General features: G+C 38.6%; 8 protein-coding genes. 5 read left to right on the top strand and 3 right to left on the bottom strand.

The genetic code is table 11. From position 1 onward, the window contains the following. The first annotated feature begins 140 nt into the window (after nt 1-140). From PCNPT3_RS01055 to PCNPT3_RS01065, 3 genes are all read left to right on the top strand, one after another. Nucleotides 141-2,042, top strand: coding sequence for a PTS fructose transporter subunit IIABC (locus PCNPT3_RS01055; protein ID WP_015464017.1), 1,902 nt, complete (start codon nt 141-143; stop codon nt 2,040-2,042). A gap of 146 nt (nt 2,043-2,188) precedes the next feature. Then, the gene (manA, locus tag PCNPT3_RS01060; protein WP_015464018.1) at nt 2,189-3,385 is read left to right on the top strand and encodes a mannose-6-phosphate isomerase, class I; all 1,197 of its coding nucleotides are present in this window, start codon (nt 2,189-2,191) and stop codon (nt 3,383-3,385) included. 295 nt (nt 3,386-3,680) lie between these two features. Continuing rightward, nucleotides 3,681-4,535 (top strand): helix-turn-helix domain-containing protein, encoded by an 855-nt coding sequence (locus PCNPT3_RS01065; protein ID WP_015464019.1) that lies wholly within the window; start codon nt 3,681-3,683, stop codon nt 4,533-4,535. Here PCNPT3_RS01065 and PCNPT3_RS01070 read toward each other — a convergent pair. The 3 genes from PCNPT3_RS01070 to PCNPT3_RS01080 form a co-directional block, all read right to left on the bottom strand. Beyond that, on the bottom strand, nt 4,532-5,302 hold the full coding sequence (locus PCNPT3_RS01070; protein WP_015464020.1) for a PTS sugar transporter subunit IIA: 771 nt from the start codon (nt 5,300-5,302) through the stop codon (nt 4,532-4,534). The two genes, PCNPT3_RS01065 and PCNPT3_RS01070, sit on opposite strands and share 4 nt — an antisense overlap. Next, nucleotides 5,302-5,607 (bottom strand): PTS fructose transporter subunit IIB, encoded by a 306-nt coding sequence (locus tag PCNPT3_RS01075; RefSeq protein WP_015464021.1) that lies wholly within the window; start codon nt 5,605-5,607, stop codon nt 5,302-5,304. Before PCNPT3_RS01075 ends, PCNPT3_RS01070 begins: the two co-directional genes overlap by 1 nt. Nucleotides 5,608-5,722: 115 nt before the next feature. Next, on the bottom strand, nt 5,723-7,591 hold the full coding sequence (locus tag PCNPT3_RS01080) for a fructose-specific PTS transporter subunit EIIC (protein WP_015464022.1): 1,869 nt from the start codon (nt 7,589-7,591) through the stop codon (nt 5,723-5,725). A 1,215-nt stretch (nt 7,592-8,806) separates the two neighbouring features. On the opposite strand from PCNPT3_RS01080, the gene PCNPT3_RS01085 reads away from it, so the two are divergent. Both PCNPT3_RS01085 and PCNPT3_RS01090 read left to right on the top strand, forming a co-directional pair. After that, nucleotides 8,807-12,049 carry a DEAD/DEAH box helicase gene (locus tag PCNPT3_RS01085; protein ID WP_015464023.1) on the top strand — a complete coding sequence of 1,081 codons (3,243 nt, stop codon included), beginning with the start codon at nt 8,807-8,809 and terminating at the stop codon, nt 12,047-12,049. Between the two features lie 208 nt (nt 12,050-12,257). Further along, complete coding sequence (locus PCNPT3_RS01090) at nt 12,258-14,450, top strand: alpha/beta fold hydrolase (RefSeq protein WP_015464024.1); 2,193 nt, start codon at nt 12,258-12,260, stop codon at nt 14,448-14,450. Nucleotides 14,451-14,482: the final 32 nt, after the last annotated feature.

The following is a 14,482-nucleotide window of genomic DNA, read 5'->3' on the forward strand; positions in this document are numbered from 1 at the left end:
ATTTTACATTTATCAGAATGTGTCATAGATCACTGAAAATTATTCTAGGTACAATTCTCTAGTAAATACCTTTTTTCTCTTCTATTTTTTAACTTTATTATCTTTGATAATCGCTACGTTGAATAAATAAGGGAAACATCATGATCAATGAACTAATCAATGCAAAGTTAATTTGCGTCGACTTGCAGGCACAAAGCAAGGAAGAAGTATTTTCAGAAATGGCAGACATTCTTTTTGCAGATGAGCGCATTAATGATAAAGATGCTTTTGTAGCAGATATTAAAGCGCGTGAAGCATTAGGTAATACGGGCTTTGAAGATGGTATCGCGATGCCTCATGCCAAAAGCAAAGCGGTGATTAATCCTGCTGTTGCAGTGGGAATTAGCCGTAAGGGTATTGATTATGATGCAGAGGATGGTCTTCCCTCTAAAATATTTTTTATGATTGCGTCACCAGATGGTGGAGCGGATCATCATATCGAAGTGCTTGTTTCTCTATCTTCAAAATTAATTGAAGACGGTTTTATTGAGAAATTTTTAAAAGTTGAAAATGCCCAGCAAGCATTAGATTTATTGCTAGAAAAAAAGGCAGTAGTAGAGATTAAAGAAGACGAGTGCAAAGGTTTTCTCATCGGTGTTACGGGTTGCCCTGCAGGAATTGCACATACTTATTTAGCTGCTGAGTGTTTAGAGAAAGGGGCTGCTAAATTAGGTTATGAGATTAAAGTCGAAACTAATGGCTCTATCGGTATCAAAAACAGCCCGACAACAGAAGAAATTGCCCGCGCTGATGCCATCATTGTTGCTGCGGATAAACAGGTTGATATGAGCCGCTTTGCCGGCAAAAGATTGATCCAAGTGAGCGTTAAAGCGCCGATTAAAGATGCACCGGGTTTAATTGAAAAAGCACTAATAGCTCCTCTTTATAGTGATACTGGTGAGACAAATGTGAGTAATAAAAGTAAAGCATCGCAAGCACGTGGTGATTTATACCGTTATTTAATGAATGGCGTATCACATATGATCCCATTTGTAGTGACGGGCGGTTTATTAATCGCGTTATCGTTAGCACTTGGTGGCGAGCCGACTGCAAATGGTATGGCTATTCCTGCAGGAAGTTTATGGCAAAAAGTGCTTGATGTAGGTGTTGTTTCATTTACATTAATGATCCCTATTCTTGCTGGCTATATTGCTTATGCCATTGCTGATCGTCCTGCGCTTGCGCCTGGTTTGATTGGTGGTTGGATTGCTAACACGGGTTCATTTTATGGTGCAGATGCGGGTACGGGCTTCTTAGGGGCTATTGTAGCCGGTCTTTTAGTCGGTTATTTTGTTAAATTTATTGTTAATATTAATTTCCATAAGTTTTTACAACCCCTTGTTCCTATTATGATTGCTCCTATTGCGGGTACATTATTTATTGCTAGCTTATTTATCTTTGTTATTGGCGCGCCGATTGCAAGTTTAATGGAAAATCTAACGCTAGTCCTAACGGAAATGAGTACGGGTAATGTAGTTCTATTAGGTATTGTGTTAGGTGGGATGGCAGGCTTTGATATGGGAGGTCCATTTAATAAAGTGGCGTTCTTATTCAGTGTGGGCATGATTGCAAGTGGACAAACGCAGTTCATGGGCGCAATGGCGTGTGCAATACCTGTCGCACCTTTAGGCATGGCATTAGGCTCATTTATGGGGCGTAAATTAGATATATTTGAAGCGTCTGAAATTGAGGCCGGTAAAGCTGCTGGCGCGATGGGACTGGTTGGTATCTCTGAAGGTGCGATCCCTTTTGCAGCTCAAGATCCTTTATCGGTTATTCCTGCGAATATTCTCGGCTCAATGTTAGCTGCTGTATTAGCCTTCTCTTTTGGTATCACCAACAGTGTGGCGCATGGCGGACCTGTTGTCGCACTACTAGGCGCTATCAATAAACCGTTACTGGCTTTATTTTGTATGGCGGCCGGCGCTGTTGTCACTGCAGTGGTAGTGATAGTATTGAAGACTATTCGTAAAAACAGAAGAAACGCACAAGTAAGCGCATGATTCTAAAAGCACTTTGTCATACCCTTGAGATTTAGAGGTGCTAAATCAGTAAGCTAGATTGAGCATTTAGAGATAACATGGGTATCTATACAAAACCAAATTAATTTATTTAATTTGGTTTTGTTATTTTAAAAATGAGAGTTAATATGCACGATAATTTTAATTGTTTTTTCTTGATGGACAACGTTATTCAGGATTATGCATGGGGAAGTAAAACATCCATTAAGGCACTTTTTGGGATTGAAAACCCAGAGAATAAGCCCCAAGCTGAGATGTGGATGGGGACGCATGGTAATGGTTGCTCAAAAATAGAGGTTGCGGGTAAAAGTGTTTTACTTTCTGAGTTTATTAATACAGATAAAAATGCGATTTTAGGTGCGCATACCGCGTTAAACTTTTCGCAATTACCCTATTTATTTAAAATACTAGCTGCTGAAAAAGCACTTTCAATTCAAGTGCACCCAACTAAAGAGCAAGCAGAAATTGGCTTTGCTAAAGAACAATCTCAAAATATAGCGCTCACAGCGAACAATCGAAATTATAAAGATGCCAATCACAAGCCGGAATTGATTTATGCCTTAACATCCTATCAAGCGATGAATGGATTTCGTGCTTTTAATGATATCGTTAATACCTTTAAACGATTAGATATAGCAGAGCTCCGCCCATTAATAACGTACTTCCAAAAGCATCTTAACGCGCAAGGCTTAGCGCATTTCTTTATGGGGATATTAGCCCTGCAAGGTGGCGTTAAAGAAGCGGCTATTGAGAAGCTATTAGCTTTTTATAACGCGCATCCAGATGCCGAAAATGCCGAACTCATCGCGACCTTATCCAAGCAATATAAAAATGATGTGGGCTTATTTTGTCCCTTAATATTAAATGTTTGTACTTTAAAACCCGGTGAAGCGATGTTTTTAAATGCTTGCACACCGCACGCATACATTAAAGGCACTGGATTAGAAATCATGGCTAATTCAGACAATGTTATCCGCGCAGGATTAACACCTAAGCATATGGACTTAGAAGAGTTAAAAATATGTACACGCTTTGAACCTATCGCATTTAATGATCTGTTATTAGCACCGAATACAGTTGATGGCGCATTTGATTACCCCATTCCGGTTGCAGATTTCAAATTTAGTATTTATCATAACCAAGCAATACGCGAATTGACGATACACAGTGCAGAAATTCTTTTAGTATTAGAGGGCGAGCTGGTTTTAAAACAAGAAAATTCGCAAACACTGCTTATCAAACAAGGAGATTCTGTTTTTATTCCAGCCTATACGAAAAAATACAGTGTGCACGGCACCGGCTCTTTTGCACGTGCATATAACTAATACCAAAGGAACTAAAAAAAGGATCCGTCTTGCTTGTTGAAATTATTCTGAGCGCGTTGTGAGTTTTGAAGTGAGAGCAACTATCTCCTGCCACTCACGCCTTGCTAGTGCTAATTTTTCCGGCGTAATAGATGGAAGCTTAATTAATGCCATAGGTATAGAGTTAACAATAAAAAAGCAGTACGTTAAAGGTACTGTTTGATTTTTTTGGCACAAGGACGTGAATGCATTCTGCATTCCTAAAGGGATAAAGCGGATCTTAAATTTCTTTTTAAGATCCTTTTAGAGGGACGCTATGAGTGACACATTTTATAATCTAATTGATACTCTGCTTAGTGAAGCGGAAGAAATAAATAATATCTATTTTTCTTCTGACACACAAACACCCCCACAATTTAGCTATCAAGTAAATTTCTCACGCTTAGAGTTAGTGATATCAGGCTCTTATAAAAATATTATTGAAGATCAACAGCACAACAGTAGAGAAGTGATACTTAACGCGGGAGATGTGCTTTATATCCCGCCTAACTGCTGGAACAAGCCTATTTGGGATTCTAGTTGCTCAATATTAAGTATTCTCTTTGGGCAACGACAGGTAGGCTTTAGCCTGGTCAGTAAAAACCAAGAAGAGCAAGGTTTCTATGATGTGCAAAAAGACAGCATACAGACGCGAACAGGGCATAGTTTAGACTATATTCTCGGGGCAATTAATGTATTAGCACAAGAGAAAAACAGAAAACCAATGGATAAACATTTGATATTAGCGCTTTTGAGTTATTGTCAGTCAATGTTATTTATCCCACAAAATTGTGTCAAAAAACGCAGTGAAGATCTTTATCAAAGCATTTGTGTGTATGTACAAAAACATTTTCATCATCCGATCACGCGCGCCAGTATTGCGGATAATTTTAATATTTCAGCGAATCACTTATCGCGGTTATTTAAAAAACAAGGTTATATTACGCTGATTGATTACATCGTTTGGGTGCGTATTGATCGGGCTAAATTTATGTTAAAGAAGTATCCTTTGCGCTTAAATGAGATCGCTATGCGTTGCGGCTTTAAAGATGCAAATTATTTTTTACGTGTTTTTAAAAATAAAACAGGTTATACCCCTTCAGAGTACCGTTCACTTCAGCATATGGATTAGCGCTTAAAGCAATATAATAAAAGCGTTTCAAGTTCTTGCGGATCTCTTGTTTGCAGCAACAGATCTGTAAAGTTGGGATCAAGTAAAGCTCGGCTTAATGAGATCACGCTTCTAAATATGTCTTTAGAGGCATTGCGCGGAATAATAAGTGCAAGTACTAGGTTAATATCACCTAAAGGTGAGTGCCAATCAATATCCTCTTCTGAATGTAAAACAACCACCCACGGCTCATCGACCAGGTCACTCAATATATGAGGCATAGCAATACGCTTGCCGATACCTGTCGCAGAAATCTTTTCACGCGCGAGTAACGCACTTAATAAAGGTTTATATGACGACTTTGAAATGATGCGCGTGAGCGACAATAATATTTTGTTTTTATTATATTGTGTTGCGGGATCAATGCTTTGTTGATGAAAATGAAAGCTAAAAGGCTGACTCAGTTGTTGCTGATAAGGGCGAGTGAAGTCATGTGCGATGTAGCGATGATTGGTGTAAAGCATCTTAAAATGATCATTGATCAAATCAGTAAATACCATACAACTGAGTTCTGCATCTAAGCCTTCTATTTTTATTTGGCATAGATCGCCAGCCCGCCAGATGAGGCTCATGACTTGCAATGCATTTTTGCAGTTGGCATAGGTGCCTCTGCGCACATTATGTATCTGAATTAAGGATTTAAAATAATTAGCCCCTCTTTTTAGGGCGCTTATTTCGGACATTTCTAACGCGGGTTTTTGGATCAAAAACAAAATATGTTTTTGCATTATTTAGATAAGCATTTTTTAAGTGCTTTACTGGCATCAATTAGGATCTCTTCAATGCTTAAGGTAAATATATGACTATGCTCAAAACGATTGAGCTCACTGATCTTTATATCTGAGGCGATGATAACAACATCGGCACTGGCTATATCAAGGGCGCTTAATTTATGCTCAATTCCCATAGCACCTTGAGTTTCAACTTTAATATGTAAGCCCATCGCATGTGCCACTTGGGTTAATTTTTCTGCTGCCATATAAGTATGTGCGATCCCAGTAGGGCAAGCGGTGACAGCGACTATTTTTTGCATAAGATATCTTCTTTATGATTAAATGATAAGAGGTTAGTAGGCGCAAAAAAAATGCTTAACAACCAAGGCTGTTAAGCATTTTATAAGTTAGATAAGCATCTGCCTATCTTTATGCTTATTTATTTTTTACGTAAGCTTGTAATATTTTCTCCGCATTACGCATTGCTTCTTTAGTCGTTGTTTCAACACACGCAATATTGGTAAAACGATGTGCATCTTTGACCGCAATATCGTGCGCCATAATGATAACCTCAGCATTACTGATATCAAGTGCGGTTAAGCGATTACCGATGCCATTACCACTTTGCGTTTCTACTTTTATTTTTATACCTAATTTACGCGCAGCCTTTTCTAAACTTTTTGCTGCCAGAAAAGTATGTGCGACGCCCGAAGGACAGGCAGTAAGCGCAAGGACTTGAGCAACACCTTCATCGGTTATCTCAGTGAGTGGTTGCTCTGCATATTCTTCTATATCATCATCTTCAGTGATAGGTTTTTTAAGTAAATTAACAATGATGGCAGTGGTGAGTGCGCCGGCAATCGTACCGACGATATAACCTATTTTCCCATCAACAACCGGTAATACAATCCAGCCACCCCAAGGCGCATGGTTGATAACTTCCATTGTAAAGCCAACGATATTTCCGACCATGCCACCTGCGACAATGGCGGGAATAACGCGGAGAGGATCTGCAGCTGCAAAAGGAATAGCGCCTTCTGTGATACCAATCATGCCCATAATAGCCGCTGCTTTACCTTCAGCGCGTTCATCTTTTTTGTAGCGTTTTGGTGATAAAATAGTCGCGAGCGCCATACCAAGTGGCGGCACACAAATTGCTATGCCAACGCCTCCCATTAACCAAGGTTGTTCTTGTACTTGAGTTTGTGCAAATAAAGTGGCTACTTTATTGATAGGTCCACCCATATCAAAAGCGGTCATACCACCAAGGATTGCGCCTAATAGTATTTTACCACTGCCAGCCATGCCACTTAACCAAAGGTTTAATGCTTCCATCATATTCGCAATGGGTTGGCCAATAACCCACATGACGACAGCGCAGGTTAAAAAGGTGCCCGCCAGAGGGAAGATAAAAATAGTGCCCAAAGAGGTCATTGTTTCGGGTAGTTTGATGCGCTTTAGCTGCAGCACAATAAAGCCGGCTAAAAATCCCACAATGATAGCGCCAAGAAAACCCGTATGATATTGATTAACGGCAATATAAGAGCCAATCATACCCGGAGCTAAGCCCGGTTTATCTGCAATGGAATAGGCGATATAGCCACCGAGTATGGCGGTAAATAAAGTAAGTCCGGCAATACCCATATCCCAAATGTCGAGGAGAACGCCCTCTTTTGGAGCATCGCCTTTACCGAGTAGCATCACGGATAAGGAGAGCAATACGCCACCTGCCACAATGAAAGGGATCATGTGTGAGGTGCCAAATAATAAATGTTGTTTCATGCGCACCGCAAAAGGTGGTGGCGCCATCGGTTGTCTTGGGGCCATTTTAACCGGTGCGGGTTTGACTACTTTTTGTGGTTGAGTAATTAATGCATACGCTTCTGCAATACTGGTAGCGTTACGTAGTTTATCAATAAAGCCATCTTCAATTAATTTTGTTGAAATTTGCGCTAAGACTTCAATGTGCTGATTATCACCGCCCTCAGGAGAGGCAATTAAAAAAAACACATTCGATTTTTCATTATCATCAGCACCATAATCAATGCCATTTTTACTAATACCTACTGCAACGGCAGGTTTTAGAACTGCATGACTTTTCGCGTGCGGGATAGCAATACCTTCTTCAAAGCCTGTATTTGCGATTTCTTCTCTTGCCCATACATCTTTTAAAAAGGCTTCTTTATCCGATAAGCACTGCGCTTTATCTAACAAATCGACCATTTCAAGTAGCACATCTGATTTATTTGTTGCTTGTAAGTCCAAGCAAATTAAATTTGGGGTGATGACCGATCCAATCTTCATATTACTCTCCATATTATTTGGTTTATTTTTAAACCTAAATTTTACTTAAAAATCACTTTTCGAATAGAAGATAAAAAAGGCATAAACTGGATTTTTGTACCCGCTGTATAAACTTGTGAGTTATTTCGCAAATTTCCCTTTTTTATAGGGATACATCTCACAATGCTAGCGAATGCCTACAATTTATTTTTTCATTTAAAATTCAAAGTGTTAGATGTATGCTTTTCGGGCTTAAAACAAATGTAAATCATTTATTAAGCGCTGAAAAATAGTTGTAAAAAATAAAATGTGATGCGCTTAATAAAAATACAGTTTGTTGGGGCTGGGCTCTGGTAATCCCCTTAATTAGGCCTATGCTTTATACAGGTAGATAGCACAAAGCAAACGTTTGTTTTTACCTGTTAGAAAAGCTAGATAAGAAACAAGAGTGTATGTATTAGCAACTCAGCGACTTTTAATTAAATAAAGAGAAGCTGTTGGATTATAGATAGTCAATCACTGTGAAAACGGGGGATTTGTTATTACCGCGTATCAGTTTTTAGTAAGAGCTCAGCACGAAAGAAAGTGTTTAACGCGCAACACTTATGCCCAACGGGGATCAAGCTGAGGTCTTTTTATTGTCGAAAAAAGTGACAATAGAAAACTGCTGACAACTTATTTACTAACAGAGGAGGGATGTATTATTGCTTCATATCCGTTTTTAAAAAAGGTGATCAATGTTAGGAGATCACGAGCCTAAGTGACTCATTGCCTAAATAGGTTTATTAATCATCTTTTTTTCTAAGCAGGTAGTCGATCGTAGCATAAGATAATAGAGTAAATATTAAGGTGTGTTTATTTTTTGGTGTAGGTATGAATGAGAAATAGACACTTAAATTGCACAAAAAATACTCTATGTGTTGAGTGAATAACGTGTCAATAAGTCTTATTGCGGTGACTTTATCGTGTTTTGATTAATTTAAGCGAGTCGTTTTTTGGCTCGCTTTTGTATTTTCAGCCTTATCATAAGTATCTCTGATCTAACCGAATATAAAAAAAATAACAATCTTCTCTTATAAATCATATGTTTAGTTCTTTCTTTTTTTTTGTTTTTATTTTTTCCTCCATATTTTTTTAAATAAACGAATAATTTATTTTAAAAAGTCGGATTAGCTCTTTATTTATAAGCAATACCTCTTTAATATAATGGATCCATTCTTACCGTTGGTTACTTACATGCCTAAGATCACTGCACACGATATATCCACTAGTTTTGGCCGTAATATTATTGAGCGAGGCACGCGCTATTTTAAAGAAAGTCGCGTGTTATCTTGTGAATTCGATGAAGAAAATAGCAAACTGAGTGGCAGTGTCAAAGGCCGAGAAGAAACACCTTATCAAACAAGTGCTACCATAAAAGTCTCTAATAAAGGTGGCTTTATCATTCAAAGTCATTGTGCTTGTCCGGTAGGTTGGAACTGTAAACATGCGGTTGCCTTATTACTTGCGTATCAAGCCGATACTCCTAATTATAATATTGAAAATAGCTACCAAACTTGGTTCGAAACCTTGCAAGGACAACTGCATAAGCAAAAAGAGCCCGAAGTGCATAGTGCTTATCAAGGCTATTTCCGCCTCTCTTTTATAAAAACAGCTTATGATCATGGTTTGCAATACATTCAAGTTGAATATGGCTCATTACGTTTTCTCAAAGGTGAAAACGTCAGTGTTTTTGTTGAAAAAGATTTGATATCGATTGTTGATAATGAATCTTGGATGGAAAGCTATAAATGGGTTAAAGCTGAAGATATTAATATATTACAGTTATTACTCGCTAAAGAAGGGCGTGTACCTAAGTTATTGAAAACGACCCTACATACGGAAAATGATCAATTAGCGCTACAAAAAATATTAGCAACAGGTCGCTGTTTTTGGAAACATCTGAGCCTGCCGTTGCAATCAGCCGGCTCTAAAGATCTTACATTAGATTGGCACGATGAAGATGAATTGAAGCAACTGCAAGTAGATTTACAAGGAATTGAAAATTGGTTGTTAGTGCCGACGCCACAACCTTTATATATTGATATAGACAGTGGTGACATTGGTCAGATCCAAAGTCCTTTTGGGCGTGAATGGATATTATCCTTTTTACAAACACCGCCCCTTGCCAAAGAGCAATGCCAACATTTTACCCAAGAAGTGGCATTATTGTTTCCACAAAAAGTACTTTCTAACCCGATTGTCTATCCAAGTCGAGAGATATCATCCCCTTTAAAAGTGGTCTTTTCGCTGAATGAGAAAAGAATAAAAGGCGAAGCTATTTTTGTCGCGCGTCTTTGTTTTTATTATGCAGAATTACAACTGGATCCGATTGTTCTAGAAGCACCTGAGCGTACTCAATTTATGCTTAAGGGCGAGATCATCAATATCAATCGAGATATTGAAGGCGAGAAATTAGCCGCTTATGAGTTTGAGCAGTTGTGTTTATTAGATGTGTATATGTATGATCCCAAGCAAACGAAAACGACGCATTTACAGGGGATCCTAGCACCTGAGCTTGGGGGATCTCAACAGTTTCAGTGGTTATCATTGTTAACCGCGCATAAAGCTCGCTTAGAGATCTTAGGTTGGAAATTTGATTTAGCGGCTGATCTCGCCCTAAGTAGTGAAAAGATAGATAGCATTGATATTGCTATTTCGGAACAAGGTAATTGGTTCGATTTAGGCGTGTCAATTGAAGTCGAAGGTAAGCGTATTGAGTTACTTCCTTTATTGCTAGAATGGTTGCGTAACAATGAAAATTGGCAACAAAATGATTTTGATATCCTTTTAGTACAAGGAAATTCACGTCCACTGCGCGTAAAACGTAGCTCTATTCAGCCTATTTTATCTATTTTGCAAGAACTCGGTGAAGTGCATAGTGAGTCGATAAAGCTACCTCAAAGCCATGCCGCATTATTGGCACAATTACCTGATATTAATAATTGGATCGGTGGAGAGCATATCCAGGCGTTGGCGAATAAATTAACCACGTTTAAAGGGATACAAGAAGTACAAGTTCCAAGTTCGTTATGCGCCACATTACGTGATTATCAATTACAGGGTTTAAACTGGCTTCTTTTCTTAAATGAGTATGGATTTTCTGGCGTGTTAGCAGATGATATGGGCTTGGGGAAAACCGTGCAAACCTTGGCTTATTTGTTATATAAAAAAGAGCATAACATGTGCACTGAGCCAGCAATAGTGATTTGCCCTACCTCATTAATTGGTAATTGGCTCAATGAGGCGCATAAATTTACACCGACGCTTAAAGTATTAGTGTTACATGGTGTAGATAGACATCAACATTTTGACTCGATATTGCAGTATGATCTGGTGATCACCACTTATCCTCTTATTGGTCGTGATTTTAAACATCTGAATGAAATTGTTTTTTCCGATCTTATTCTTGATGAAGCGCAAACCATTAAAAATCCATTAGCTAAAATGACCAAAAGCATTAAGCAGCTAAATGCTAAATGTCGATTATGTCTAACGGGTACGCCAATGGAGAATCATTTAGGCGAATTATGGTCATTATTTGATTTCTTAATGCCCGGATTTCTTGGAAATTACACGACGTTTAATCGTGTTTATCGTAAAGGGATTGAAGGTGAGGGTAATCAACAAATACAAGATTGGTTAATACAAAAAACGCAGCCATTTTTATTACGTCGTACTAAAGATGAAGTTGCTAAAGAATTACCTGAGAAAACAGAAATAATACATAAAATTATACTGCCAAATGATCAACGTACATTATATGAAAGTATTCGTATTACAATGGAAGCCAAGGTACGTGATTTATTAAAAGAAAAAGGTATGGCGCGTAGCCGTATTGAATTTTTAGATGCATTACTTAAATTACGCCAAGCGTGTTGTGATCCTCGATTAGTTAAATTAGAGCATGCTAAAGAAGTGAAAAGCTCTGCTAAATTAGACTTTTTAATGAACATGGTTTCAGAGATGGTAGAAGAAGGAAGACGTATTTTAATCTTCTCTCAATTTGCAACGATGCTGACTTTAATTGAAGAAGAATTAATCGAAAAAGGCATTGATTTTGTGAAATTGACGGGCCAAACACGGGATCGTGGCGCCATTATTGAGCGTTTCCAAAGTGGTGAAGTACCGATATTCTTGATTTCATTAAAAGCGGGCGGTGTGGGCTTAAACTTAACGGCTGCTGATACTGTTATCCATTATGATCCATGGTGGAATCCTGCGGTCGAGAATCAAGCGACGGATAGGGCGTATCGTATTGGCCAAGATAAACCCGTTTTTGTTTATAAATTAATTTGTGAACAGACCGTTGAAGAGCGCGTACTTGCGTTGCAGGCTCGCAAGCAAAAACTGGCGGATAGTGTTTATGGTAAAGATCAAAATGTTAAATATGCACCTGATAACAGCGATGCTTTATTAAAATTATTTGAGCGCTATTAAAATCGATTTTTACATGCAATGCTAAAAGCGATATTTTGATGTGGCACAGGTGCTTTGTTTACAAAGTGACTGTTGCCACATTGATATATCGTTATCTTCCTGACTTTCCCCGTAACGACTTATTTATTTCATCTATACTTGTAGCGTCACTGCATTTAGAGACCCTAAACATCACGTTTAATAGGATAAGATAGCAACAGGAGAAGGCATGCTTTCCAAGTCTACTTTAGAAAAAGCCAGTCGTTCTTTTCGTTTTTCAGCTTTACTTGTTCGCGCTATTCGGCGCTTTAGTCGTACCTCTGTGTCGATTGAAGGGCAAGAAAATTTGCGCAGCGCCCCCACACTCTTTGTGATCAATCATTTTACGCGCCTAGAAACGGGGTTACTGCCACAAATATTGCATAGCTATAACGAGCAAATGGTGCATTCGCTCGCCGATAGCGCGCTCTTTGTTGGGAAGTTTGCACAATATTTAGAGTCGGTTGGAGCGTATCCTGTGGATATGCCTGGACGTGATGAAAAAATCATTGCAGAGTTAATGCGCGGATCGCATAACTGGATAATCTTTCCAGAAGGCGCCATGATTAAAAACAAGAAGGTAGTGGGTAAAGGGCGTTTTCAATTACATTTAAGCGATAATATTAGGTCGCCACATACGGGGGCCGCGACCCTTGCGTTAAAATGTTACTTAATAAAAAAAGAGTATAAAAAAGCACTAGCCGAAAATAATAAAGCATTGATACAGTATTATGAAAGCACCTACCATTTACATGGCGTAAACGATCTCGCGCCATTAGATTTGTGTATTATTCCCGTTAATATTACTTATTACCCCTTACGGCCGGGTAAAAACCTATTGTCCAGTAGCGCCCATTTACTGCTTAAAGACTTGTCACCTAAACTCGAAGAAGAGCTTTTAGTGGAAGGCAAAATATTACTCAAAGACAGTGATATCTCGGTCACCTTCGGCAGGGCAATTGAGCTACATACTTTTAGTAAACCCTATCGACGCGCTTTTGAATATCTACTGCCTTTTTTATCCCCTAAAGTACGTATTAACTGGTTAGTTAAATTGATGGGATCGCGTTTGACACAGCTGTTTATGGGGCGAATTTATCGGCGTTTATCGATTAATATGGATCATATCATTGCTACTACGTTACGCGTTATCCCCTTGGCGGGTATTGACGTTTCTACGTTTAAAAAACAAATCTATTTAGCCTGCATAAGTATAAAGTCGCGTGATCAGCGACGGGTGCATCATAGTTTAAATAATCATATTATTAATTTGATAACAACAGATGTTTATCAACCCTACGATAATTTTATGGCACTCGCCTTTCAAGAAAAGGTGGTCTCTATTAAAGATAAACGCCTTTTTGTGCGCAAAGAGACGCTGTTTTCTAATGTGTCTTTTCATCGAATGCGTATTGACAATATGATTGCTGTCTTGGCAAATGAATTTGAAGTGATGAAATATTCGGTTGCCTTGATCCGAAAAATTAGCCGTTATTCAGAAAAGAAATTAGATCAAGAAGTAGGGCAAGCGACCGAGCAAAGAGACCGTTGTATTTTTGAACAAGAAAGACAACGCTATAGTAAAGAAGAGTATCTGCAAAGCAAGGATGCTGGAAAACCACGTTTATTTAAGGGTAATAAAGGTAAAATAGGCATTGTGTTGGCACATGGATTTTTAGCCTCACCAGGTGAAGTATCAATGCTTGCGCAGGCTTTAAATAAGTTAGGTTATGGTGTTTATTGCGTACGTCTCGTCGGCCATGGGACGCATCCTAAAGCATTACAAGATATTTCGTTAAGTGATTGGGAACTCTCATATCAGCGTGCTTATTCGATTTTAAGTCAGTATCATGATCAAGTATTATTGGCGGGATTTTCTGCGGGCGCTTTATTGGCGTTACAAAAGGCTGCGCAGGGCAATACAAATATATTAGCAACGGTGCTCATCAACCCCGCGTTCAAGTTACATCAAAAAAGTGCCTCATTATCTCCCTTTATTGAACATTGGGATCAAGCGATGCAATATTTATCCTTACCGGCGGGTAAATTTAACTACATCGAGAATAAAACCCAATATAAAGACACAAATTATACGAAAATGTATATTTCAGGGGTGCGCTGTTTGACGCAATTACAGGAGCAATCGGCGCAGGCTCTCGATAAAATTAAAACACCCTTATTAATTATCCAATCAGATAATGATCCGATTGTTGATATACAGGGTGCGCAGCAAATAATTCAAAAAGTGGCGTCATTAGATAAACAATTATTATGTGTGGAAAGTGCCGATCATCATTTGATTTATCGCGATGAGGGTAAATTCATTGGACAATTGATCCATCAATTTATCGAGAAATTAGAAGGCGTGAATGCACCTGATTAAATCCCTTTGGCGGTGCAAATAAAATGATATTT

The organism is Psychromonas sp. CNPT3 (assembly GCF_000153405.2).
GTDB lineage: Bacteria > Pseudomonadota > Gammaproteobacteria > Enterobacterales > Psychromonadaceae > Psychromonas.